This is a genomic window from Ruegeria sp. CL6 (assembly GCF_056536465.1).
On record NZ_JBQFPR010000002.1, the window covers coordinates 587,810 to 612,835 of the forward strand.

General features: G+C 59.1%; 23 protein-coding genes. 9 read left to right on the forward strand and 14 right to left on the reverse strand.

Annotation, left to right across the window (positions count from 1 at the left end; all coding sequences use genetic code 11):
• Positions 1-40 precede the first annotated feature (40 nt).
• Positions 41-646, forward strand: a complete 606-nt coding sequence (locus ACR0LH_RS07820) for an OmpW family outer membrane protein (protein WP_170384986.1) — start codon at positions 41-43, stop codon at positions 644-646.
• A gap of 52 nt (positions 647-698) precedes the next feature.
• Here the strand turns inward: ACR0LH_RS07820 and ACR0LH_RS07825 are convergent, their stop codons facing one another.
• From ACR0LH_RS07825 to ACR0LH_RS07835, 3 genes are all read right to left on the reverse strand, one after another.
• On the reverse strand, positions 699-1,862 hold the full coding sequence (locus tag ACR0LH_RS07825) for an isovaleryl-CoA dehydrogenase (RefSeq protein WP_170384271.1): 1,164 nt from the start codon (positions 1,860-1,862) through the stop codon (positions 699-701).
• A 155-nt stretch (positions 1,863-2,017) separates the two neighbouring features.
• On the reverse strand, positions 2,018-3,208 hold the full coding sequence (locus tag ACR0LH_RS07830; protein WP_480720393.1) for a DegT/DnrJ/EryC1/StrS family aminotransferase: 1,191 nt from the start codon (positions 3,206-3,208) through the stop codon (positions 2,018-2,020).
• A gap of 39 nt (positions 3,209-3,247) precedes the next feature.
• Entirely contained in the window at positions 3,248-3,919 is a 672-nt protein-coding gene (locus ACR0LH_RS07835; RefSeq protein WP_480720394.1) for an HAD-IA family hydrolase, read from the reverse strand.
• A 134-nt stretch (positions 3,920-4,053) separates the two neighbouring features.
• Here ACR0LH_RS07835 and glmU point away from each other — a divergent pair, with 134 nt between their 5' ends.
• Genes glmU through ACR0LH_RS07850 form a run of 3 tightly spaced genes read left to right on the forward strand, consistent with a single transcriptional unit; the run spans position 4,054 to position 7,920 of the window.
• Entirely contained in the window at positions 4,054-5,406 is a 1,353-nt protein-coding gene (gene glmU, locus ACR0LH_RS07840; protein WP_480720395.1) for a bifunctional UDP-N-acetylglucosamine diphosphorylase/glucosamine-1-phosphate N-acetyltransferase GlmU, read from the forward strand.
• A 3-nt stretch (positions 5,407-5,409) separates the two neighbouring features.
• Positions 5,410-7,230 carry a glutamine--fructose-6-phosphate transaminase (isomerizing) gene (glmS, locus tag ACR0LH_RS07845; RefSeq protein ID WP_480720396.1) on the forward strand — a complete coding sequence of 607 codons (1,821 nt, stop codon included), beginning with the start codon at positions 5,410-5,412 and terminating at the stop codon, positions 7,228-7,230.
• Positions 7,231-7,233: 3 nt separating this feature from the next.
• Positions 7,234-7,920, forward strand: a complete 687-nt coding sequence (locus tag ACR0LH_RS07850) for a DNA alkylation repair protein (protein ID WP_480720701.1) — start codon at positions 7,234-7,236, stop codon at positions 7,918-7,920.
• Here ACR0LH_RS07850 and ACR0LH_RS07855 read toward each other — a convergent pair.
• Positions 7,908-8,330, reverse strand: a complete 423-nt coding sequence (locus tag ACR0LH_RS07855) for a hypothetical protein (protein WP_480720397.1) — start codon at positions 8,328-8,330, stop codon at positions 7,908-7,910. The two genes, ACR0LH_RS07850 and ACR0LH_RS07855, sit on opposite strands and share 13 nt — an antisense overlap.
• A 90-nt stretch (positions 8,331-8,420) precedes the next feature.
• Between ACR0LH_RS07855 and moaA the strand changes: the two genes are divergently transcribed.
• A complete protein-coding gene (moaA, locus tag ACR0LH_RS07860; RefSeq protein ID WP_170384286.1) occupies positions 8,421-9,431 on the forward strand; it encodes a GTP 3',8-cyclase MoaA in 1,011 nt (336 codons plus the stop codon).
• Position 9,432: 1 nt separating this feature from the next.
• The gene (locus ACR0LH_RS07865; RefSeq protein WP_480720399.1) at positions 9,433-10,755 is read left to right on the forward strand and encodes a 3-deoxy-D-manno-octulosonic acid transferase; all 1,323 of its coding nucleotides are present in this window, start codon (positions 9,433-9,435) and stop codon (positions 10,753-10,755) included.
• Positions 10,756-10,801: 46 nt separating this feature from the next.
• Here the strand turns inward: ACR0LH_RS07865 and ACR0LH_RS07870 are convergent, their stop codons facing one another.
• The 7 genes from ACR0LH_RS07870 to ACR0LH_RS07900 form a co-directional block, all read right to left on the reverse strand.
• Positions 10,802-11,965 (reverse strand): M20 aminoacylase family protein, encoded by a 1,164-nt coding sequence (locus tag ACR0LH_RS07870; protein WP_480720401.1) that lies wholly within the window; start codon positions 11,963-11,965, stop codon positions 10,802-10,804.
• Positions 11,966-12,005: 40 nt separating this feature from the next.
• Positions 12,006-13,148 (reverse strand): MFS transporter, encoded by a 1,143-nt coding sequence (locus ACR0LH_RS07875; RefSeq protein WP_480720402.1) that lies wholly within the window; start codon positions 13,146-13,148, stop codon positions 12,006-12,008.
• Positions 13,149-13,217: 69 nt separating this feature from the next.
• Entirely contained in the window at positions 13,218-14,495 is a 1,278-nt protein-coding gene (locus ACR0LH_RS07880; protein WP_480720403.1) for a DUF3422 family protein, read from the reverse strand.
• Positions 14,496-14,603: 108 nt separating this feature from the next.
• Positions 14,604-14,960 carry a VOC family protein gene (locus tag ACR0LH_RS07885; RefSeq protein WP_480720404.1) on the reverse strand — a complete coding sequence of 119 codons (357 nt, stop codon included), beginning with the start codon at positions 14,958-14,960 and terminating at the stop codon, positions 14,604-14,606.
• 156 nt (positions 14,961-15,116) lie between these two features.
• Positions 15,117-16,568, reverse strand: a complete 1,452-nt coding sequence (locus tag ACR0LH_RS07890; protein ID WP_170384297.1) for an NAD(P)(+) transhydrogenase (Re/Si-specific) subunit beta — start codon at positions 16,566-16,568, stop codon at positions 15,117-15,119.
• Positions 16,569-16,581: 13 nt separating this feature from the next.
• Positions 16,582-18,153 (reverse strand): Re/Si-specific NAD(P)(+) transhydrogenase subunit alpha, encoded by a 1,572-nt coding sequence (locus ACR0LH_RS07895; protein ID WP_480720405.1) that lies wholly within the window; start codon positions 18,151-18,153, stop codon positions 16,582-16,584.
• A 131-nt stretch (positions 18,154-18,284) separates the two neighbouring features.
• The gene (locus ACR0LH_RS07900; protein WP_480720406.1) at positions 18,285-18,734 is read right to left on the reverse strand and encodes a methyltransferase family protein; all 450 of its coding nucleotides are present in this window, start codon (positions 18,732-18,734) and stop codon (positions 18,285-18,287) included.
• Between the two features lie 195 nt (positions 18,735-18,929).
• On the opposite strand from ACR0LH_RS07900, the gene kynU reads away from it, so the two are divergent.
• Positions 18,930-20,123, forward strand: a complete 1,194-nt coding sequence (gene kynU / locus ACR0LH_RS07905; RefSeq protein WP_480720408.1) for a kynureninase — start codon at positions 18,930-18,932, stop codon at positions 20,121-20,123.
• Here the strand turns inward: kynU and ACR0LH_RS07910 are convergent.
• Positions 20,116-20,709, reverse strand: coding sequence for a TetR/AcrR family transcriptional regulator (locus ACR0LH_RS07910; protein ID WP_480681163.1), 594 nt, complete (start codon positions 20,707-20,709; stop codon positions 20,116-20,118). The genes kynU and ACR0LH_RS07910 overlap by 8 nt on opposite strands.
• An 88-nt stretch (positions 20,710-20,797) precedes the next feature.
• On the opposite strand from ACR0LH_RS07910, the gene ACR0LH_RS07915 reads away from it, so the two are divergent.
• Both ACR0LH_RS07915 and ACR0LH_RS07920 read left to right on the forward strand, forming a co-directional pair.
• Positions 20,798-21,262 carry a (2Fe-2S)-binding protein gene (locus ACR0LH_RS07915; RefSeq protein WP_170410903.1) on the forward strand — a complete coding sequence of 155 codons (465 nt, stop codon included), beginning with the start codon at positions 20,798-20,800 and terminating at the stop codon, positions 21,260-21,262.
• Between the two features lie 3 nt (positions 21,263-21,265).
• Positions 21,266-23,506 carry a xanthine dehydrogenase family protein molybdopterin-binding subunit gene (locus ACR0LH_RS07920; RefSeq protein ID WP_480720409.1) on the forward strand — a complete coding sequence of 747 codons (2,241 nt, stop codon included), beginning with the start codon at positions 21,266-21,268 and terminating at the stop codon, positions 23,504-23,506.
• Between the two features lie 46 nt (positions 23,507-23,552).
• On the opposite strand, the gene ACR0LH_RS07925 is transcribed toward ACR0LH_RS07920, so the two are convergent.
• Together ACR0LH_RS07925 and ACR0LH_RS07930 are read right to left on the reverse strand one after the other, a co-directional pair.
• Positions 23,553-24,332 carry a gamma-glutamyl-gamma-aminobutyrate hydrolase family protein gene (locus ACR0LH_RS07925; protein ID WP_170483846.1) on the reverse strand — a complete coding sequence of 260 codons (780 nt, stop codon included), beginning with the start codon at positions 24,330-24,332 and terminating at the stop codon, positions 23,553-23,555.
• Between the two features lie 219 nt (positions 24,333-24,551).
• The gene (locus ACR0LH_RS07930; protein WP_170410912.1) at positions 24,552-24,977 is read right to left on the reverse strand and encodes a GlcG/HbpS family heme-binding protein; all 426 of its coding nucleotides are present in this window, start codon (positions 24,975-24,977) and stop codon (positions 24,552-24,554) included.
• Positions 24,978-25,026 lie beyond the last annotated feature (49 nt).

The window sequence follows — 25,026 nt, forward strand, 5'->3', positions numbered from 1 at the left end:
CGTGCAAAACGCCAGCATCAACAAACCTAAAGGCAGTAAAATGACCAATAAACTCGCCGCTTTGACCCTCTCCACTGCGCTTGTTGCGCTGGCTGTCCCCGCTTACGCCCAATCCCAGGGTGACTGGACTGTAGGTCTCGGTATCGGCTACCTCTCGCCCAAGTCCGACAATGGAACACTTGCTGGCCTCGACGCCGAAATTGATTCGGACACACGCCCGATCTTCACTGTCGAGTACTTCGTTCGTGACAATCTGGGCGTTGAATTGCTGGCTGCCACACCGTTCAGCCATGATGTAACCCTGGGAGGCAGCATTGACGCCGGAACCGTCAAGCACTTGCCGCCCACCCTGTCGCTGAACTATCACTTCCCCACCAACAGCGCGTGGAAGCCTTACGTCGGCGCGGGCATCAACTACACCTTTTTCTTTGACGAAAGTTCGCCTCTTGGTGACCTGAAGCTGGACGACTCGGTTGGCGTTTCGCTGCAGGCCGGTCTGGACTACATGGTCACCGAAAAAGGCGCGGTACGTCTGAACGTCCGTTGGTTCGACATCGAATCCGACGTCAAGCTGGACGGCGTCGACATCGGCACTGCCGAGATCGATCCGTGGCTGGTCGGCGTTTCCTACGTCCATCGCTTCTGATCCTTTTCAGGAACGCCCCGCAGTGACTTCGTCTGCGGGGCGTTTTCTTTCGTCAGAGCATTTCGCTCATCAGCTCACGACCAATAAGCATCCGGCGGATTTCACTGGTGCCCGCGCCGATCTCCATCAGCTTCGCGTCGCGGAAAATCCGGCTGACGGGTGAATCCGACAGGAACCCGGCCCCGCCCATCGCCTGCACAGCCTGATGCGCTTGCGTCATCGCGGCCTCGGACGCGTAAAGACAGCAGGCCGCAGCATCCTGACGGGTCACATCGCCACGATCGCAGGCCTTGGCCACCTCATACACATACGCCCGCGCCGAATTCATCGCCGTGTACATGTCGGCAATCTTGCCCTGCATAAGCTGGAAATTCCCGATAGGCGTCCCGAATTGCTTGCGTTCGGCCAGATAGGGCATGATTTCGTCCAGACAGGCCGCCATGATGCCGGTGCCAATTCCGGCCAGCACCACACGCTCATAGTCCAGCCCGGACATCAGAACAGCGACGCCTTTCCCTTCCTCGCCAAGCACGTTTTCAAACGGCACTTCAACGTCTTCGAAAATCAGTTCCGCTGTGTTTGACCCACGCATCCCCAGCTTGTCGAAATGGGGTGAGGTGGAAAAGCCGGTCATCTCTTTCTCGATCAGAAAGGCTGTGATTCCGCGCGATCCGGCCTCTGGATCGGTCTTGGCGTAAACGACCAGAGTATCGGCGTCCGGCCCGTTGGTGATCCAGTATTTGCTTCCGTTCAGACGGTAATGATCATTGCGCTTCTCTGCGCGCAATTTCATGGAAACCACGTCAGACCCTGCCGACGCCTCAGACATCGCCAGCGCGCCCACATGCTCACCCGAGATCAGGCGCGGCAGGTATTTCGCCTTTTGCTCATCCGTCCCGTTCAGCTTGATCTGATTGACGCACAAGTTCGAGTGCGCCCCGTAAGACAGCGAGACCGAAGCCGACGCCCGAGCGACCTCCTCTACGGCCACGGTATGGGCCAGATAAGACATGTCAGCCCCGCCGAATTCCTCGGGCACCGTAATGCCCAACATCCCCAAGTCGCCCATTTCCTTCCAAAGCTCGTTGGGGAATGCGTTCGAGGCATCAATCTCGGCGGCCATCGGCTTGACCCGCTCCTGCGCCCAGCGGTGAACCATTTCACGCAGGGCGTTCACGTCCTCGCCCAGATCAAACTGCATGGTAGCCGCGAACATATGCGATCTCCTCCCTCGCATTAATGAACAGTTGTTCAATAAGTATCAGCGAATCTTTTCCGGGTCAACGATAGCCACACAGAAACACACCACCGACCCGTCAGGGGTGGTGGTGTCAAAGCATCAAGCGTGCGCTTCCAGCGCACTCCTTTGGGTTACGATTGGTAGACGGCCCCGACCTCGGCCCGGATGATCCGCGCGATCAGGCGGCAATCGTCCAGCGAGAATGTCAGCGGAACCCGCATATCCATGATCCCGGCCAACACCCGGTCACTGTCGGGTAAAGGCGCGCTGTCCGCATAGCGCCAGCTATCATAGCGCGATGTAAACCCGGTTGGCTCAGCACCGCCGAACCACTTCAATTCCACTCCGCGAGCCGCACAGCGGCTAATCACTTCGGCAATGCGTTCCGACGTCCAATCCAGAAGCAGGAACTGAATGGATGAGCCCACATAGGTCTCGTCCTCTGGCCGTTCGACGATCGTCAGACCGGGCGTGCCGCGCAGACCGGCCTCGATCTCGGTATAACGCTCATTCCACCGCCTGACCTGCCGGTCCAGATCCCGTAGCTGAGGCCGCAGGATCGCCGCCCGCAGATTATCCATCCGACCCGAGACATTGGGTGTGGTGTATTTGATCCGCTCGAACACCTCCGGCCCCGGCGCGGCCAGATGACGTTCGTACAGCATATATGACCCCGACAACATCGTCGCCTTGGCCGCCAGTTCCTCATCATCGGTGATCAGCAAGCCGCCCTCACCGGAATTTACATGCTTATAAGTCTGGCAGGAATAGCACCCGATCGCCCCTTGCCGCCCCGACAGCTGCCCACGCCAAGCCGCGCCCATCGTATGCGCGCAATCCTCGATCACGGTCACACCGGCCGCGTCGCACATCTGCATCAACCGGTCCATGTCGCACAGATGCCCGCGCATATGGCTGAGCATCAGAACCCGCGCCTGATCCAGCTTGGCCTCTAGATCATCCAGATCAATCACCAACGCCTCGGTCACGCCCACAAAAACGGGCTTTGCCCCGACCGAGGCGATTGACCCCGGCACCGGGGCCAGCGTGAAGGCATTGGTTAGAACCGGATCACCGGGCTGCACACCCACCGCACGCAATGCAGTCGCCAGCGCGTAGCCGCCCGAGGACACGGCCAAACAGTATTTCGCCCCCATCTGCGCGGCAAATTCCTGTTCGAGCAAAGCGGTTTCGCCCAACTCTCCGGCGGCCACGTTGTAGCGATGCAGCCGACCGTGGCGCAGAACCGCCAACGCGGCCTCGATCGCTTCGTCGGGGATGGGTTCCTGCTGCGTGAAACTGCCAGTGAATGTCTCGGTCATACGCCCGTTCTGAGGCCGCGCGTGCGCAGCGTCAAGGGCTTACGCCACCGCTCCGATCAGACTGGTCACAACCTCGGGCAGATCATCGAAATGATGCAGCAACGCCTCGGGCTCAAGCGCGGCCATATCTGCGCCCGACGGACCAAACGTGACCAACACCGATGGTACGCCAGCGGCGCGCGCCGTGTTGCGGTCGGTATCGGAGTCCCCGATCAGCACGCAAAGATCGGGATGCCCCCCTGCCCGTCGCGCGGCCTCGCGCAGAGGTTCGGGATTGGGCTTGCGAACCGGAAGGGTATCGGCCCCCACCAATGAAGCAAACTGATCGCGCACGCCCATCTGCGTCAACAACTGATCTGCAAGAGCTTCTGGCTTATTGGTGCAGATTCCCACGCCGTAGCCTGCCGACTTAAGCCCTTCAACCGCATCGAGTGCCCCTGGATAGAACTGCGTATAGGTGTCTATGGACTGGGAATATGCCTCAAGCAGCGTCGGATAATACGCCAGAACGGTGCTTTCGTCATAGGCTCCGACCCGCTTCAATCCGTGCGTCAGCATCATCCGGCCTCCCCGCAGCGCGACCGCGGCATCCTGCCCGTGAACCAGAACGTCTCCGTGCCCCATATGACGAAAACAGTGGTTCGCAGCCTCGAGCAAATCGCCCGAGGTATCGGCCAATGTCCCGTCCAAATCGAAGATAACCGTTCGCATCGTGCCTCCTGCTTCGGCGGTTTTTCGCCGTATCCTGTTGCAAACGGCAATCTTGTTTGATGGCTGAACCGCTTGCGCCTTTGCCCTCAGCGGATAAAACGGACCGCAACAAAACACAAAGAGAAAACGATTTCATGAGCACCGCCCTTGTCATCCTTGCCGCAGGTAAAGGCACCAGGATGAATTCGGACATCCCCAAAGTCCTTCATCCGATTGCCCAGGCACCGATGCTGGTTCACGCCATGCGTGCCGGAGCCGCGTTGTCGCCCGAACGTACCGTTATCGTCACCGGGCACGGGTCCGAGGCTGTGGCGAAAGTGGCAAAGGCCGAAGACGAAACTGCCCAGATCACGGAACAGGGTGAACAGTTGGGCACCGCTCATGCCGTCGCTCAGGCGCGCGCTGCGCTGGAAGGGTTCGAGGGCGACGTGGTGGTGTTGTACGGTGACACTCCGTTCCTTCAGCCTCAGACGCTGGCACGCATGATCGAGGCCCGCGCGCAGAACGATCTGGTTATCCTGGGGTTCAATGCCGCCGATCCAGCGCGTTATGGCCGCCTGGTCATGGACGGAGACAATCTGGAGCGGATTGTCGAATTCAAAGATGCCTCAGATGAAGAACGCGCGATAACCTTCTGTAATTCTGGCCTTTTGACCTGCAATGCTGAGGTTTTATTTTCCCTGATCGACGCCGTGGGCAACGACAATGCGGCTGGGGAATACTATCTGACCGACGTCGTCGAAATCGCCCGCAGCCGTGACCTGAAAGTCACCGCAGTCGCTTGTGACGAGGCCGAGACGCTGGGCGTCAACTCACGCGCAGATCTCGCTGCCGCCGACGCGGTTTTCCAAACCCGCGCGCGGTCGGAACTGCTGGACCTTGGTGTGACCTTGATGGCGCCTGAGACAGTTTATCTTGCCGCCGACACGATCATCGGACGCGACACGGTCATTGAACCCAACGTAGTTTTCGGCCCCGGTGTCACTGTCGAAAGCGGCGCGACCATCCGGGCGTTTTCTCATCTGGAAGGCTGTCACGTCAGCCGTGGCGCTGTCGTCGGCCCTTATGCCCGCCTGCGCCCCGGCACTGAACTGGCCGAAGACACGCGCATCGGCAACTTTGTGGAAATCAAGAACGCCGAGATCGCAGAAGGCGCGAAGGTCAATCACCTGAGCTATGTCGGCGACGCAACGGTCGGCGCGGCCACGAATATCGGCGCGGGCACGATCACATGTAACTATGACGGCGTGATGAAGCACAAGACGACCATTGGCCGGAACGTGTTCATCGGATCGAATACCATGCTGGTGGCGCCTGTGAACGTGGGCGATGGCGCCATGACCGCGACCGGAACGGTGGTCACACGCGACGTAGAAGCCGACGCACTGGCCGTGGCACGCGCCAAGCAGGACAACAAACCCGGCTATGCGCGCAAATTGTTTGAGATGCTCAAGGCGAAGAAGGCTCGCCGCGACAAAGGAGCCTGACCGATGTGTGGAATTGTAGGCGTTCTGGGGCAACACGAAGTCGCCCCCATCTTGGTCGAGGCGCTGAAACGCTTGGAATATCGCGGCTATGACAGCGCCGGGATCGCAACGGTCAATGGTGGCGATCTGGGGCGGCGCCGGGCCGTGGGCAAGCTGGTGAACCTCAGCGATCTGCTGGTGCATGATCCTCTGCCCGGCAAGTCCGGCATCGGCCACACTCGCTGGGCGACCCATGGCGCACCCTCGGTGACGAATGCGCATCCGCATCAGGCGGGTCCAGTTGCCGTGGTGCATAACGGCATCGTCGAAAACTACCGCGAGCTGCGCGCGGAACTGGCCGAACATGGCGTGGGCTTCGTGACCGAAACCGACACCGAAACCGTCGCTTTGATGGCTGAGCACTACCTGTCTACGGGGCTTACCCCAGTTGAGGCCGCCTTTAAGACAATTGACCGGCTGGAAGGCGCGTTTGCACTGGCCTTTCTGTTCGAGGGGCAAGAGGACCTGATCATCGCAGCGCGCAAAGGGTCGCCACTGGCGATCGGGCATGGGGATGACGAGATGTTCGTGGGCTCCGATGCCATCGCGCTGGCACCGCTGACAGACCGCATCACCTATCTTGAGGAAGGCGACCGCGCGGTGCTGACCCGTACCTCGCTGGAAATTCGCAACGAAGCGGGCGATCTGGTCAACCGCGACGTCCGCCGGATCAAGCTGGACACTGCGCGCGCTGACAAAGGCGGGCACAAGCACTTCATGGCCAAGGAAATCGCGGAACAGCCCGTGGTCGTGGCCGAAGCGATCCGCTCGTATTTGCCCACCGGCGGCGATGAGGTTGTTCTGCCCGCAGAGCTGGACTTTACCAAGCTCGACCGTCTGACGATGGTTGCCTGCGGCACCGCCTTCTATGCCTGCCTGACCGCCAAGTACTGGTTCGAGAAGTTGGCCAAGATGCCGGTCGAAGTCGATATCGCCAGCGAATTCCGGTACCGGGAACCTCCGATCAGTGACCGGACCGCCGCGCTGTTCGTCAGTCAGTCCGGGGAAACAGCGGATACGTTGGCGGCCCTTCGATACTGTGAAGGCAAGGCCGACAAGATCGTTTCGGTGATCAATGTCCCCGAAAGCTCGATCGCACGTGAAAGCGATGTGGCCCTGCCCATTCACGCCGGGGTCGAAATCGGAGTGGCCTCGACCAAGGCTTTCACATGCCAGTTGAGCGTGTTGCTGATGCTTGCGCTGAAGGCCGCCTCGGATCGCGGAACGTTGACAGCAGACGAACTGGCCGACCACGCCGCTGCGTTGCGTGGCTTGCCTGCGGTTCTCAACGTCGCGCTAGAACAGAACGACGCCATCCGCGCATCCGCCCAAAGACTATCCGAGGCGCGAGATGTTCTGTTTCTGGGGCGTGGCCTGATGTATCCCCTGGCCATGGAAGGCGCACTGAAGCTAAAGGAAATCAGCTATATACACGCCGAAGGTTATGCGTCTGGAGAGTTGAAGCACGGCCCCATCGCCCTGATCGACAAACACATGCCGGTGGTTGTCATGGCACCGCGTGACGCCGTTTTCGACAAGACAGTATCGAACATGCAGGAAGTCATGGCGCGCAAGGGCAAGGTCATTCTGATCTCGGATGGAGACGGGATCGCCGAAGCCGAGGACGGCGTCTGGAGCACGATCCGCATGCCGCTTGTTCACGAAAGCCTCGCCCCGATCCTGTATTCGATCCCGGCGCAGTTGCTGGCGTATCATACGGCCGTCGCCAAGGGGACGGATGTGGATCAGCCACGCAATCTCGCGAAATCTGTTACGGTGGAGTAGCAAATCGTGGACGCCTATCTGGATCAGATCAAGGCGCATGCCGACCCTGAGCGCGCCACGCAGATGGCGGCCTACCACAAGGCCGACCGTCTTTATTTGGGGGTCGCAAACCCGATCCTGAACGAGCTGACAAAAGCGTGGCGGCAGGACCTTGACGTGGCCTCTCGGGTCCAACTGGCCGATGATCTGTGGCAAACAAATATTCACGAGGGTCGCTTGGCCGCCGCCAAGCTGCTGACACAGGCGCGTATCCGGCCGGATGATGCGGTTTGGGACGTGCTGCAAAGCTGGCTGCCAGACTTCGATGCCTGGGCCGTCGCAGACCACGCGTGTATGGCGATGCAAAAGCGACTGTCGGCCGATCCGGTCAGGCTGGAACAGGTGGAAGGCTGGACAACCTCTGACCACATGTGGACACGCCGCGCAGCATTGGTGGCAACCTTGCCGTGGACCAAGCAAAACCACCCCAAGCCGGATGATCTGGATCGCCGGGATCGCATTTTGACCTGGGCCGCCGGATATGTCCCCGACCGTGACTGGTTCATCCAGAAAGCCGTCGCGTGGTGGTTGCGCGAGCTATCCAAGCACGACCCGTCCCGAGTTATCGCCTTCTTGAATACGCATGGGGACGCAATGAAGCCGTTTGCGCGCAAAGAGGCCGGAAAATACCTGAAAAGTCAGTTTGAGTAGATCTCAAGCTCGACCAATTCATCGAAAGGCAGCAGCAATGCCCGCATCGCATCCAGCGACAACCGGCTGCCCCCACCTTCCGGCCCCGGAGCAGGCACCAAAGTAATGTAAGCCTGCGCTCCGGTCCTCGGAACGACTACCCGCCCTGTAAATTCGGTTTCGACCAAAGGTGTTTCCAGCCAGCGTCCGGGCGTTGTGGGGTCCCCTAGCCCGGCCACCGTGGTTTTCGGGCCAACCCAACTGGCAGCGGTGACCGCTACAGGTTCGGGATCGGCAACTTCTGCCACTTCTACCGCTTCGGGCTCGGCCTGGGCCTGTTCGCCATCGCCGCCAAAGACGCGGTCTGTCGTGGACCGGACAGTGTCACACCCCGCAACAACGGTTAACAAAACGAAAAATGCAATCCTCATACCAATAATCTACCGCTCAAGGGACATCTGATCCAGACCAAAGCGCAGTTCGCCCTTGTCGCAGCCGGGTCGCCGCTTTACCTATGTGGCATGACTGCTGCTCCGCTTATTGACCCGTTTGCCCGTGCAATCACCTACCTGCGTGTTTCCGTCACGGATCGCTGCGATTTTCGCTGTGTTTATTGTATGTCCGAGGACATGAAGTTCCTTCCCAAAAAGGACCTTCTAACCCTGGAAGAACTGGATCGGATGTGCTCGACCTTTGTCAACATGGGTGTCGAAAAGCTGCGCATTACAGGGGGTGAACCCTTGGTGCGCCGGAACATCATGGCGTTCTTCAACGCAATGACCCGCCATCTAGAGAGCGGCGCATTGAAGGAGCTGACCCTCACAACCAATGGATCGCAACTTCACCGCTTCGCCGACGACCTCTACGCGGCTGGCGTGCGCCGCGTGAATATCTCGCTGGATACGCTGGACGAGGACAAGTTCGCACAGATCACACGCTGGGGACGCCTGAAACAGGTTTTGAAGGGCATCGACGCGGCTCAGAAGGCCGGGCTGCGTATCAAGATCAACGCTGTTGCCCTGAAGGGTTTCAACGAAGAAGAACTCCCGCACATCACGCAGTGGTGCGCCGAACGCGACATGGATCTGACCTGGATCGAAGTCATGCCCATGGGTGACATCGGCAATGAAGACCGCCTTGATCAGTACTGGTCTCTGAAAGACGTGCGCAAAGAGTACGAAAACCACTACACGGTCTCTGATCTGGCCGAGCGCACGGGCGGACCTGCCCGCTATGTGCGGCTAGAAGAAACCGGACAGAAAATCGGGTTCATTACCCCGCTGTCCCACAATTTCTGCGAAAGCTGCAACCGTGTGCGCCTGACCTGTACCGGAGAATTGTATATGTGCCTTGGTCAGGAAGACATGGCTGACCTGCGCAGTTCCCTCAGGGATCACCCCAACACCGAGGAACCGCTGGAACAGGCGATCCGCGCGGCCATCAATCTGAAACCCAAGGGCCACGACTTCGACTATTCCCGCCAGTCCGTTGACGGAAAGATGAGCCGTCACATGAGTCACACAGGCGGCTGACATGCCCGATCCCTCAGAACGGCCAACGCTGCTCTACAACCTGTATTGCGGCCTGACCGGGGTTATCGCGCCAATCGCTTGGCAATCGGTCAGAAAGAAAATGCAGGCCGCCGATGTCCCGGTCGAGCGTCAGCACGAGCGGTTAGGCCATGCAAGCCTGCCGCGACCCAGCGGCCAACTGATCTGGTTTCACGCTGCAAGCGTGGGGGAAACCCTGTCCGTTATCACTCTGATCAAACGCCTGGGCCAGCGCCTGCCAAAGGCCGAGTTCCTTATCACATCCGGCACGCCAACCTCAGCCGCGTTGATCGCAAAGCGGATGCCCCCGCGCACGCGCCACCAATTCCCGCCACTGGACACGTCCGGGCCCGTTCAACGTTTCCTGAACCATTGGCGGCCTGACGCCGGCATTTTCGTCGAAAGCGAAATCTGGCCCCGGCTCATCGTTGAAAGCGCCGATCGCAACATCCCGCTGGCCCTGCTGAACGCCCGCCTGTCCGACAGTTCCGTCGAGGGCTGGAAAAAGCGACCGAAAACCGCGCGGTTCATCTTGGACAAGTTCCAACTTTTCCTGACCCAAAACGACAAGACAGCCGAAAATCTACGCCAGATGGGGGCCGCGCCCGAACGCATTCAACAAGGCACCAACCTCAAGGCTATGTCCGAGCCACTGCCCGTTGACCAGAACACCGTATCGGAGATCCAAAACCAGATTTCTGGCCGCCCGGTCTGGATCGCCAGCTCCACCCATCAAGGCGAGGAAGACGTCGTTCTCGCGGCACATGCGCAGCTGTTGAAACAACGCTCCGATTTGCTGTTGCTGCTTATCCCCCGCCATCCAGAACGCCGGGACGAAGTCGCCACCCTTATCACGCAAGCCGGGCTGACAGCCGCATTTCGGTCTTCAAACGAAGCGATCTCGGACACAACACAAATCTATGTGGCGGATACTTTGGGGGAAACCGGTACGTGGTACGCAATCTGCCCCATCGTGTTCCTCGGCGGCTCATTGAAAGAAATCGGAGGACACAATCCCTTTGAACCCGCACAAGCCGGGGCTGCAGTCATCACCGGGCCGGGTTACTACAATTTTGCCGAAACATTCGCGCCCCTGATCGAAACCGGAGGCGCGGTGGAAATAAACTCTGCCCCGCAACTGGCAGCTATCGTTGACAAATGGCTGTCTGACCCAAGCGCATTAAACTCAGCCCAATCCGCCTCAAAATCCTGCGTCAATACGCAAAAATCTGCCCTCAACAACGTCGTCGAAACTTTGTGCGACAGGCTTTCTTTACTGCCTCGGGATCCCGCTTCATCTGGCTAAAAATATCCCGGGGGTGTGGGGGCAGCGCCCCCACGCACGTCGCAAGTCACGCAGCAGGCATTCGCTGTTCGACAATTTCTGCCCACCAACTGCACCCGGCGGGAATGGCCTCATCATTGAAATTGTATTCCGGATGATGCACGGCCGCCGTGTCGCCATTTCCGACCAGAATATAAGCCCCGGGCCGCTCCTCCAGCATGAAGGCAAAGTCCTCGCCTCCCATGACCAACGGTGCATCGGCACAATCACCAGCCACGGATCGCGCGACATCAGCCGCAAAATCGGTCTGTTCATCGCTGTTCACCATCACCGGATAACCGCGATAATAAGTGACATCGGCCTTGCCACCGAAGGTGGCTGCAACGCCGTTGCAGATTTCACCGATCCGTTTCTCGGCCAGATCCCTCATCGCTTCGCTCATCGTGCGCACAGTCCCCCTCAGCTTGACTGTCTGCGGGATCACGTTGAACGCCGTCGAGGACGTTTCAAAAGACGTCACCGACACGACCACCTGATCAATAGGGTCAGCATTGCGCGACGCTATTGTCTGTAGGGCCATGACCGCTTGCGCGGCAAGGACTGTGGTATCAACGGTTTCATGAGGCTTGGCCGCATGCCCCCCTTTGCCCTCAAACACGATATCGAACTGATCAGTCGCGGCAAAAAACGCACCGGGGCGAATGGCAAAACTCCCGACCGGACGGCCGGGCCAGTTGTGCATTCCATAGACCTCCTGAATGCCCCATCGGTCCATCATCCCGTCTTCGCACATCTCTCGGCCTCCTCCACCGCCTTCCTCGGCGGGTTGAAAGATGACCACAACAGTGCCGTCAAAGTTCCGCGTTTCCGAGAGGTATTTCGCCGCCCCCAACAGCATCGCCGTGTGCCCGTCGTGACCGCAGGCATGCATGGCACCGTCTGTCTTGGACGCATAGTCCAGCCCCGTTGCCTCATGAATCGGCAGCGCGTCCATATCCGCGCGCAGCCCGATCACCTTGCCTTTCGTGTCCGTCTTGCCCTTGATGACGCCGACAACGCCCGTGCGTCCGATCCCGGTTACGATCTCGTCACATCCAAATTCCCTGAGCTTTTCAGCAACCAGAGCGCTGGTGCGATGGGTTTCAAACAGGATTTCGGGATTTTGGTGGATATCACGCCGCCACTCGGTGATTTCATTTTGCAGTTCCGCAAAGCGGTTTTTGATCGGCATGTCTATCTCCCATATTTTTCTTGTTCCCTGCTCTCGGCCGTCAATCCAGTGCCGCAGGCCTCAGCGCACCGGACAAGATAACAATCATGATTGCAAGCGGCAGCAGGGCCATGAATGCCAACCGCAATGTAAGCATCTCTGCCAAAAACCCAATAAGCGGAGGTCCAATCAATAGCCCTCCGTATCCCAGGGTTGCCACGCTTGCGATGGCTTGACCGGGCGGGACATGCGGATCGTTGGCGGCTCGGCTGAACGCCAAGGGCATGATGACCGCATAGCCAATCCCCATCAGCGCAAAGCCTGCGAGCGCCAGCATAGGCTGCGCCGCCGATACGACCCCCAAGACACCCAATGCCGCGCAAACACCGCCAAATCTGGCCGTCGCGACCGGCCCGAACCGAGAGATGACCAAGCCTCCGGCCAATCGGAACGCAACCATGGTGACAGAGAATACAGCGTACCCCAAGGCCGCGACACTCTCGGCTGCACCGGTCACATCCCGCAGGAAAATCGCGCTCCAATCCGCGACCGCGCCCTCGCCCAATGCGCCGCACAAGGCTGTGAAGCCGACAAGGATCAGCGCCCCGGATGGCAAGGCAAAAACCGCCCCGCCAGACGACGCAGCCCTGCGGGACGTCCAGCGCACCCAAGACAAGGCCAGCGCCAAACCAACCACGACGCCGCCCGCAAGCAGAAAGTGCTGCATCACAGTCATACCAAGCTGCACCGCCCCGTACCCGCTGAGCGCTCCCAGCCCGGCCCCAAGGCTCCACATCGCGTGTAACGAAGACATGACGGGCTTGTCATAGGCTTGCTCAACCTCAGCAGCCCACGCGTTCATCGCAACGTCCATCGACCCGTGAAACGCGCCGAAAACAAACAAAAAGGCCGCCAGCGCCCAAAAACTGCCGGCAAAGGCCAGCAGAATAAGCGACAGCGTATAGAGAACCGCAATGACGCGCGTAATGGAGACCGCCCCAAACTTGTCCGTCAGGCGACCGGTAATCGGAAAGGAACACACGGCCCCGGCCGCCATGAACAGCAAGCCAAGCCCAAGCGCTTCGTGCGTCAGGTCCAGCCTGTCCCTAACCGCCGGGATACGCGACGCCCATATGCCGAACAACGCACCATTCAGGATGAACATGGCGGCTACAGCCCGCCATGCGGCTACGATTCCAATCACGGGTCTACCCTCAGCTCTCCCCCTACCCCGGTCAGTACTACAGACACGACACAGAATGGCAAACGAGGTTTACTCCAACCGCTTTCGGATTTGCCGGATCGCAAACCACACGATCAGCACAACCGGAATCGTGACAATCGCCGTCAGCATGCCCTTGCTGATCCCGGCTTTGGTCACCGGATACAACAGGTAGCTGACCAGCGAGACAGCATAATAACTGATGGCAACCACCGACAACCCCTCGACCGTGTGTTGCAAACGCAGAGCTAGATCGGCGCGGCGGTCCATACTTTCCAACAGCGCCTGGTTCTGTGCGCTGCGTTCAACATCCACCCGGGTCCGCAACAGCTCACCTGCTCGGATGGCCCGATCCGACAGGGCCTGCAAACGACGCTCGGTCGACTTCACCGTGCGGATCGCGGGGTCATAGCGCCGCATCATGAAATCGGCAAAGCTCTGACGGCCATCGAACCTCTGCTCGCGCAACACCTCGATCCGTTGATTGACGATGGCCTCATAAGCGCCCGTTGCGCCGAAACGAAACGAGCATCGGGCAGACAATGTCTCCAGCTCAATCGACGTGGCAAGCAGGTCCGGCAAAAGATCATCAGGATGGGCCGAGTTATCCGTCATCTGCCCCATAAGCTGCGTAAGCTGCGCGTCCAACTCACCGATCCGGGGTGTCAACTGCTTGACGCGAGCAAAGCCCAGCATCGACATCGCCTTATATGTTTCGATCTCGCACAGGCGCTGAATGATCCGCCCCGTTCTGCGCCGTCCGCTGCCTTGGGTCACAAACAGCGCAAAGCGCATATGACCAGCCGGATCAATCCGAAAGTCGCTGGCACAAATGGCCGCATCATCCAGCACTCTCGCCACGGCAAGGCTTTCAGGCTCGAACCAATCGGACAGAGACGCCTTGACCGCCGCATCGCTCTCCAAATCCACAACCCGCATCATGGCCGAGGTCACACGCTGACCCGGGCTGGCCATCAACCAATCCGGTGGAAACACCTCAAAGTCGGCAGGGTTAAAGGCACGGTCGCTGACATTCTGCGTGATCGCGGTATAGGTCACAAACTCGGTATGCTGCTCCCACTTGAGCCAATGACGGCCGATCTGCCCCGCATAGTGGGTGGCCTCGGGCTGCGGATGCGGCGCACCATGACGATCCAGCAGATTGATCAAATGCGCCATATCTTCGTTTCGATCCCGCGCAACCGCTGCAGTGGGCTTCTTTATGGCCAGAAACACCACCGTACATGGGGTCGACGCCACCGGAAATGGCCGCGCGTGCAGTTCGTTGGCCAACGCATAGCGCAACGGATGGTCATCAATGGGCGTCATTCAAGGCTCCGGGTCTGATCGGCGCACTATACGATACCTCAAAAATACATCAATTCTCTTTTTATTTCATATGCTTACAAGGATACAACGGTATACAAATCCGCTATCTCATTGATTTGGCTGCCACAGCTCAATCGGGTTGCCCTCTGGATCATGGATTCGGGCGAACTTTCCGACCTCACTGTCCCATTCAGCGCGTGTCTCAACGAGGATGCCGGCGGCCTCAAGCTGCGTGATCATCGCGTCCAGATCATCGACGCGAAAGTTAATCATCCATTGCTGTTCGGTGCGCCCAAAATAGTCCGTGTCCTGCGCAAAGGGCGCAAAGACCGTGTACCCGGCGCTCTGCTTCCACGGCAGCGGGTTGAGCTGGTTCACACCGAGGTGCTTTTCATACCACCGTCCAAGCGCCTCTGGATCGCGCGCGCGGAAAAACACACCGCCTATGCCATTCACTTTCTGCAAAACCAACCCAATCGTGATTAACTCCCTTCAAGAGTATCACATCCCGCCCGCTTCATCTGGCCAAAAATATCCTGGGGGCTTGGGGGCAAAGCCCCCAACAACAAAAAAGAAAAGGGCGCCCGCAGGCGCCCTTTGCAATGTCCCTGAACCAAATGATCAGTCGATCATCGGCAGCAGCTTGTCCAGCGACTGCTTGGCGTCGCCATAGAACATGCGAGTGTTCTCTTTGAAGAACAGCGGGTTTTCGATGCCCGAATAGCCAGTACCCTGACCACGCTTGGACACGAACACCTGCTTGGCCTTCCAGCATTCCAGAACCGGCATCCCGGCGATGGGGCTGTTGGGGTCTTCCTGCGCCGCGGGGTTCACGATGTCGTTCGACCCGATCACGATAGCCACATCCGTTTCCGGGAAGTCCTCGTTGATCTCGTCCATCTCCAGCACGATGTCATAAGGCACCTTGGCCTCGGCCAGCAGCACGTTCATGTGACCCGGCAGACGACCGGCAACGGGGTGGATCGCGAAACGCACCTCTTTGCCCTTGGCGCGCAGCTTGCGGACCAGCTCGCTGACCGACTGCTGTGCCTGCGCAACCGCCATACCGTAACCGGGAATGATGATCACACTGTCGGCGTCATTCAAGGCCGCGGCAACGCCATCGGCGTCGATGGCAACCTGCTCGCCTTCCACTTCCATCTGCGGACCCGAGGTGCCACCAAAGCCGCCCAGGATCACACTGACAAAGTGACGGTTCATCGCCTTACACATGATGTAGGACAGGATCGCACCCGACGAGCCGACCAGCGCGCCAACCACGATCAGCAAGTCGTTGCCGAGGCTGAAACCAATCGCTGCCGCAGCCCAACCCGAATACGAGTTCAGCATCGACACAACCACCGGCATATCCGCGCCACCGATTCCCATGATCAGGTGATAACCGATGAACAGCGCCGCCAGCGTCATCAGGATCAGCGGGAACAAACCGCCCGACGCGGTGTACCAGATCAGACAGATGAACGAGAGACCCGCAGCCGCCGCGTTCAGTGCGTGACCGCCGGGCAGCTTGGTTGCCGCCGAGGTCACTTTGCCTGCCAGCTTGCCATAGGCCACGACCGAACCGGTAAAGGTGATCGCACCGATGAAGATACCCAGGAACAGTTCCACATGCAGGATCGTCAGTTCCGCCGCCGTTTTCTTGGCGATCAGCTTGGCAAACGCGCCCAGATCGGACAGGTCCGCCTCTTTCGCGCTGTCGGCAATCGCCATGACCTGCGCCACGTTGCCGATCTCAAAATGCGCGTTGAAGCCCACGAACACAGCCGCCAGACCCACCAGCGAGTGCATCGCGGCCACAAGCTGCGGCATCTCGGTCATCTGCACGCGTTTGGCCACGTAGGAACCGATCAGACCGCCGCCTGCGATCAGCAGCAACGACAGCAGCCACAGGCCCGAGCCCGGACCAACAAGCGTGGCGAAAACCGCCAGCGCCATACCGACAATGCCGTACCATACGGCGCGCTTGGCGCTTTCCTGGTTCGACAACCCGCCCAGAGACAGGATGAAAAGGACAGCCGCAACAACGTAAGCGGCAGTGGTGAAGCCAATCATCTACCCGGCCTCCTTAAGATTTCTGGAACATGGCGAGCATGCGCCGGGTGACAAGAAAGCCGCCGAAGATGTTGATCCCGGCCATAAAGACAGACAGCGCCGCCAGCAGGATCACCAGGAACGAACCCGACCCGATCTGCATAAGCGCCCCAACGATGATGATCGACGAGATCGCATTGGTGATTGCCATCAGCGGCGTGTGCAGCGAGTGCGCAACGCCCCAGATCACCTGGAAGCCCACAAACACGGCCAGCACGAACACGATGAAGTGCTGCATGAAGCTGGCCGGAGCGACCAGACCCACCAGCAGCATCAGCGCGCCGCCCACTCCCAGCAGGGTGAACTGCTGCTTGGTCTGGGCCTTGAACGCTGCGATCTCCTGCGCCTTTTTCTCTTCCGGGGTCAGTTCCTTGACCTCGGGCTTTTTCTGCGCTGCGATTGCCTGCACTTTCGGCGGTGGCGGCGGGAAGGTGATCTCACCCTCAAAGGTCACGGTCGAGCCGCGGATCACGTCATCTTCCATGTCGTGATTGATCTGACCGTCCTTTTCAGGCGTCAGGTCCGACATCATGTGACGGATGTTGGTCGCGTACAGAGACGACGACTGCGCCGCCATCCGGCTGGGGAAATCGGTATAGCCGATGATGGTCACGCCGTTGTCGGTCACGATCTTCTCGTCCGCCACGGTCAGCTTGCAGTTACCACCCTTTTCCGCCGCGAGATCGACGATGACCGAGCCCGGCTTCATGCTTTCGACCATGTCCTTGGTCCAAAGCTCTGGCGCTTCGCGGTTCGGGATCAGCGCAGTGGTGATCACGATGTCCATCTCGGGCGCAAGCTCACGGAATTTAGCCAACTGAGCGTTGCGGAATTCCTCGGACTGGACCGAGGCATAACCGCCGGTGGCTGCGCCATCCTGTTGGTCTTCCTCAAAGTCCAGATAGACGAACTCTGCCCCCATGGATTCGACCTGCTCGGCCACTTCGGGGCGCACGTCGAAGGCGTAGGTAATTGCACCCAGCGAGGTCGATGTCCCGATCGCCGCCAGACCAGCCACACCGGCACCGACGATCAGAACCTTGGCTGGCGGTACTTTACCCGCAGCCGTCACCTGACCGGTGAAGAAACGACCAAAGTTGTTGCCTGCTTCGATAACCGCGCGGTAGCCCGCGATATTGGCCATCGATGACAGCGCATCCATCTTCTGCGCACGCGAAATACGCGGCACCATTTCCATGGCGATCACGTTCGCGCCTTTGGACTTGGCCAACTCCATCCCTTCTTCATTCCCCGCAGGGTTGAAGAACGAAATCAGCGTCTTGCCTTTGGTCAGACGCTTGAGCTCGGTCTCATTCGGCTGACGCACCTTGGCAACGATATCAGCAGCCTTCCAAAGCGCGGCGGCTGTTTTGACAATCTCGACGCCTGCGGCCTCATAAACGGCATCCGAAAACCCGGCCGAAGCGCCCGCACCGGATTCAATGGCGCAGTCGTAGCCCAGTTTTTGAAGCTGAACTGCTGAATCCGGAGTCATTGCGACCCGATTCTCACCGTCCATTATCTCTTTTGGTGTACCTATCTTCACCGGCATTATCCCCCTAATTTTCACTCACAATGAGCGGGTGGTCGGTATTGTTCATCAAGCATCCATGTATCCCGCGCAATATTATTTCGCAAGCGCAGCAAAACTTACGTTGTGTCATAACGCGTAAATCCTCAGATCCAACGGCGCGTGCTGCGCTCGTATCTTGCGAAGTCGGCGCGGAATGTTTTTCGCAGGCGATCCTCTTCTGGCAGAATGAAGCGGCGCTCCAGCAGCCATACAAAAACAGGTATCAGCACAAGAGACAGAACTGCGTCAAAGCGAAGAACGAGCCCCGTCAGAATAAGGATATCGCCCAAGTAGATTGGATTGCGGCTACGCTTAAATATGCCACTTTGCACTAACGACGTAGGTGTTTCATGCGGAATAACGGTCGTGCGGTGACGTCGGAATTCGACAATGGCCATCAAGACAAGGATCAGGCCTCCGCCAATAAGCACACCGCTCAGCAAGTCTGTGAACCCGCCCTCCAGAGACAGTCCCAAAGATAGATGTTGCGCTTGAAGCCACGCGAGCGCAGCAAAGCCCAGCAACCAGACCGGCGGTATGTCGAGTTTACGCATGGACAGGGCTACTTTCTGCTCGGCCTCAAAGGGGAATGTCGCTTTTGCTCATTCGTTTACCGCTTTCTGACACAAATCGCAAAATAACAGATAGTCGCAGGAATTTTTTTCAACCACGACCGGCACCGGCATCAATAGACAGGTGGTGTCGTATCAGCTAGCCCTTGTTCACTGACCAATATCAAGAGCAAGCCGATGACCGATTTTGCCGCGACCAAAGCCATGTTCGATTTGCCTGAGGGCGTGATTTACCTTGACGGGAACTCGCTGGGTCCCTTGCCCAAAGCCGCTGGGCGTCGGGTCAGCGACATGATGACCGAGGAATGGGGACAGATGCTGATCACCGGCTGGAACAAGGCCGGATGGATGGGGCTTCCGACTGGGTTGGGTGATCGCATTGGCCGCCTGATCGGGGCCGAGCCCGGCAGCGTCGTTACCGGCGACACACTATCCATCAAGGTTTATCAGGCTGTCGCTTCTGCATTGGACCTATGCCCTGATCGCAGGGTGGTTCTGTCGGACTCCGGCAACTTCCCTTCGGACCTGTACATGGTGGACGGGTTGCTTCGCTCTCTGGGGCCGGACTACGAATTGCGTGTCGTAGCGCCGGAAGATGTAGCCGAAAACGTGACCGAAGACGTTGCTGTTTTGATGCTGACCGAGGTCGATTACCGTTCGGGCCGGATGCACGACATGAAGGCGCTGACCGAACTTGCGCATGCCAATGGAACCGTCACCGTCTGGGATCTGGCCCACTCAGCGGGGGCGATCCCGGTTGACCTGTCTGGCTGCAACGCCGATTTCGCGGTTGGCTGCACGTACAAATACCTTAACGGAGGACCGGGCGCGCCTGCCTTTATCTATGTCGCCCCGCGTCTGGCCGACCAAGTGCGCCCGGCACTGTCGGGCTGGCTTGGACACGAATCCCCGTTTGCCTTTGACCTGGATTACCGCCCTGGCAGCGGGATTGAGAGGATGCGGGTCGGCACCCCTCCGATACTCCAGATGACGGCTTTGTCCGCCGCGATGGACATTTGGGACATGGCAGACATGGAAGATGTACGCGCCAAGTCCATCGAGCTGACAGAACTGTTCATCCATCGCGTCGAGGCCACCTGCCCCGACCTGCAACTGGCCAGCCCACGCGACCCCGACCTTCGCGGCAGCCAAATCTCATTCCGCTTTGCCGAAGGCTATGCTGCGATGCAGGCGTTGATCGACCGCGGAGTTATCGGAGATTTCCGCGCCCCCGACATCATGCGTTTTGGCTTCACCCCTTTGTTCATCGACGAACAGGACGTGCTTAAAGCCGTAGAGATTCTGGCCGATATCATGACGAACAAGCTGTGGGACACGCCAGAATACAAAGTGCGGCAGCGGGTTACTTGACCTCAAGCCCCGCGCCGATGACCGTGGCAAGGTTCGAGTTGGATCGGGTGAATTCCTGATAATCCGTCGCCGACGTCTTTACCCCGCGCAGCGCAAAGGAAATCATTTTGGCCGTTTCGCGCGGGCCGTCAAACAATCGAATTCGCCCCTGTTCTGCTTCGCGCCCAAGCCATTCAGCGTATAGCGCCATCAGCCTTGCCTCTCCCTGAGTTACGATGTCTGACGCGGTGGACACGCTTGCGTCCAGCAACTCCAACCCGTGAGGCGATGACATGATTTCGGCCATGCCGTCCGTCTGAACATGTATCGCGTTGCCAATGATCTGAGAAACCGACCCCTCCATGCTTAGCGCTTCGGCAACGGCGATGGCCCGACGCTCATAGTATAGACCAGTCAGCTTGCGCAGGATCGCCTCTTTGTTGTCGAAGTACAGATACAGGGCCGGCCGAGACATGCCCGCGCCCTTCGCGATATCGTCCATCGACGTTTTCTTGAACCCATAGGCCGAAAACGCACTCAGCGCTGACGCGAGGATCGTCTGGCATTTATCGTCTAAAACAACGTCTTTCATTTGAGCTCGTGACATTTTTAACTCATTTTGTCAGTTGACTGCCTGACACTTTAAACTATCTATGTCAGAAAGTTAGCAAAGCCACAAGGCGAGAGGGTGCACGATGGCGACCAATCTTAAAGTTAACGGGACCTCTTATCAGGTGGACCTGCCTGACGATGTTCCCCTGCTTTGGGTCCTTCGCGATGAGGTCGGCTTGACCGGCACCAAGTTTGGCTGTGGCGTGGCCGCGTGTGGTGCATGCACCGTTCACATTGATGGCGAGGCCGTCCGGTCGTGCCAGGTCGCGCTGTCGGATGTCTGGGGCGATGTGACCACGATCGAGGGGCTGGGCACTCCGGATGCGATGGCCAAGATCCAGCAAGCGTGGGTCGATCATCAAGTCGCGCAGTGCGGATATTGCCAGTCGGGACAGATCATGCAAGCGGCAGCTCTGCTTTCCGAAAACCCCGCCCCCACAGACGCTGATATTGATGACGCGATGCAAGGCAATCTGTGTCGCTGCGGCACCTATCCCCGTATCCGCGCCGCGATCCACGACGCAGCCTCGAAGCTGAAGGAGGCGTAAGCGATGGCGTCCATTGGTAAAATCCTCCGCCGCACCTTCCTGATTGGCTCGGCCGCCGTGGTCGGCGGCGTCGCGTTTGGTGCGTATTACGTCACCCGCCCTGCGGCAAACCCGCTGAAACCGGGCGAGGGAGAGACTGCCCTCAGCCCCTTTATCCTGATCGACCAGCAGGGCGTGACGCTGTTCGCCCCACGCGCCGAGATGGGCCAGGGTGTCATGACAACCTGGGCCGCCCTGATCGCGGAAGAACTGGATGTGGAACTGGATGACATCCGCGTTCTGCACGGCCCGGCTGCAGCAGCCTACTACAACTCGGCGATGATTGGCGAAGGCTTGCCGAACAAGGGCTACGACATCTCGGACTTCCAGCACAATCTGGGACAGGCTCTGGGCGTCATAGGCAAGGTGGTCAGCCTTCAGGTCACTGGTGGTTCAACTTCGATGCGCGATGGGTTCGAGCGGATGCGCGAGGCCGGAGCAACCGCGCGCGAGACGCTTAAACAGGCTGCCGCAGACCGGCTGGGCGTCGACCGTGCGCAACTGGAGACTGAAAGTGGCGCAGTAGTTGCACCGGACGGAACCCGTATCCCGTACACCGAACTGGCTGAAGCTGCTGGTCAGATCGACCCACCGAATGTCGAACTGCGCGACCCGTCCAAGTGGCGGATGTTGGGGCGGAACCTGCCTCGCGTGGATGTGGTTGGAAAGTCGACCGGCACTGCCGAATTTGGGATCGACGTGCGCCCCGAAGGTTTGAAATTTGCGTCGTGCCGGATGAACCCCAAACTGGGTGGCGCGATGAATGGATTTGATGCCAGCGCAGCCGAATCCATGCCCGGCGTAGAAAAGGTAGTCGACTTGGGGAATGGCGTCGCCGTCATCGCCAACAACACCTGGCTGGCCATTCAGGCGGTCGAAGCGATCGACGTGGACTGGGCAGACGCCCCGTACCCGCCCGAGACGGATCAGATTTTTGCGCAGATCGCAAAGGCATTCGATGACGCGCCGAACACAACTCTGCGCGATGACGGCGACGTAGACACTCTGCCCGAAGGTGCCACCGAGATCACAGCCGAGTATCAGGTGCCGTATCTGGCGCACTCGACGATGGAACCGATGAACGCGACGGCGCTGTTCACTGGCACCAAGCTGGACCTTTGGTGCGGTAACCAGGCTCCGACCTTCGTGCAACGCAAGGCCGCCGCCACCGCTAATCTGGACCGCGATGCTGTTGAGGTTCACACCACCTATATGGGTGGCGGTTTCGGTCGGCGCGGGGAACTGGACTTTGCCGAAATTGCCACCAAGGTTGCGATGGCAATGCCCGGAGTGCCCGTTCAGACCACATGGAGCCGAGAAGAAGATACGCGCCACGACTTCTACCGCCCAGGCGCAATCGCGCGGATGCGCGGTGCGGTAAAAGACGGCGCTGCGGTGCTGATCGACGGCAAGGTCGCGACGCAATCCAGCTCTCATCAGGTGGTTGGACGTTACATGGACCTGCCCGGTGGCGGACCCGACAAGGTGATCGTCGAAGGGCTGTTCAACCAACCATATGCCGTCCCGAATTACCGCATCAGCGGCCACGTCGCAGACCTATCGCTGCCCGTAGGATTCTGGCGCTCGGTGGGCAACAGTCACAATGGTTTCTTCCACGAGACATTCATGGACGAGATGGCGCACGCAGCCGGTCGAGATCCTCTGGACTTCCGTTTGGAACTGGCCAAGTCCGAACACGCACCCTCGGCAGGAGTTCTGCAAGCCGTCAAAGAGATGTCGGGCTGGACCGGAAAAACACCGGACGGTATCGGGCGCGGCGTGGCGATGACCTACAGCTTTGGTACTCCGGTTGCGCAAGTGATCGAGGTGGTTGACGAAGACGGCACGATCCGCATCTCAAAAGCGTGGATCGCCTGCGATGCCGGCCTTGCGCTGGACCCCGGAACTGTCGAGGCACAAATGTTCGGCGGCATGATTTACGGCCTGTCAGCGGCCGTGATGGGTGAAATCACATTCGCCGACGGCGAGGTCGAGCAATACAACTTCCCGGACTACGACGCCCTGCGGATGCACAACACACCCGTCACGGAAGTGCAGGTTCTGGAAACCAACCAACATTTGGGAGGCGTGGGCGAGCCAGGCACACCGCCTGCGATGCCAGCGCTCGGTAACGCCTTGTTCGATCTGACAGGCGAGCGCGCGCGGACCTTGCCGTTGATCAATCAGTTCAATTTTCTGATTTGATCCTGATGCGCCGGTCTGGTTCTTCTCTCCCGGACCGGCGCACGTTTTACGCGCTCTGCTGCATCAGGCTCGCTCCTGATCCGGTGGACCATGCGTGCACAGCTTCTCCGAAGGCTTTGAACAATGGGCGCGAGACGGGGTCGTTTTCAGCGTCCCATTCCGGATGCCATTGCACCGACAGTGTGAAACCGGGGGCGTCCTTTACGTAGATCGCCTCTGGCGTTCCATCGGGCGCGTGACCGTCGATCTCAATCCGGTGCCCCACAGTCTTGATCCCCTGCCCGTGCAGGGTGTTCGTCATCACTTCGGTCGCCCCCATGAGCCGGTGGAACACGCCGCCCTCGGACAAAGACACAACGTGCCGAAGGGCAAATTTCTCCTCCAACGTGCCATCAGGCGGCATTCGGTGATTCATCCGCCCCGGCAAGTCACGAATTTCCGGGTACAGCGTGCCGCCCAAGGCCACGTTCACCTCTTGGAACCCCCGGCAAATACCAAAGAAAGGCTGGCCGCGTTCCACGCAGGCACGCACCAACGGCAGGGTGATCGCATCACGTGCACGATCAAAATCGCCATGCGCCTCTGTAGCGGGCTCTCCGTATTCCTCTGGGTGAACATTGGGGCGCCCGCCGGTCAGCAAGAAACCGTCGCAGATTTCAAGCAGCTCTTCTACCGAGACATATCGTGGGTCCGCCGGGATCAGCAGGGGCATACAGCCGGACACATTCGCCACTGCCTCAGAGTTCATTGTCCCGCCGGCATGGGTTGGGTATTGATTATCCACCAGGTACGAGTTGCCGATAATACCAACGATGGGTCGCGACATTCTGCTTTCCTAATTCTCAATGTTTTAGAAAAGCTATCCGCAGGGTCTGAGGCGCGCAATAGCACAAGCCCTGTGTGTTAGCGCAAGTACTTGTTCAACGTTGCACACAGAAAACAATGCCCGAGCTGGGCGCGTTTTTGCCCCACCTGCCCATTTGTAAGGCGTTCCCAGAACGCAGGGGCCGGAGAGCCGCAATCGGCTCTCCCAGAGTTCTTTGAATCAGATTTCGCCAGTCAGTCCGGCAGCTTCGATCCCGGCCATAGCGGCGATGGCGTCATTGTCCGAAGTATCGCCCGTGACACCAACAGCACCGATCACGGCGCCCTTCTTGTCACGCAGCAGAACGCCGCCCGGAACCGGCACGACCTGACCGCCATAGACGCCGTTCACGGCGGCCATGAAATAAGCCTGTGCCTCGGCGCGCGCCATCTGCGCGGTACCCGCCATGCCCAGCATGACCGAGCCATAAGCCTTGCCCTGCGCAATCGCAAAACGGCCGGGTGCTGCACCGTCTTCACGCTCAAACGCGATCACGTGCCCACCAGCGTCCAGCACGACTACCGACAAAGGTTTCAATTCCAGTTCGCGGCCCTTTTCCAAAGCCTTCCGCACAATCGTGCGCGCCTTACGCAATGTAACAGCCATCCCTGATCCCTTTCATCTGGCTAAAAATATCCTCGGGGGTGAATTGGCC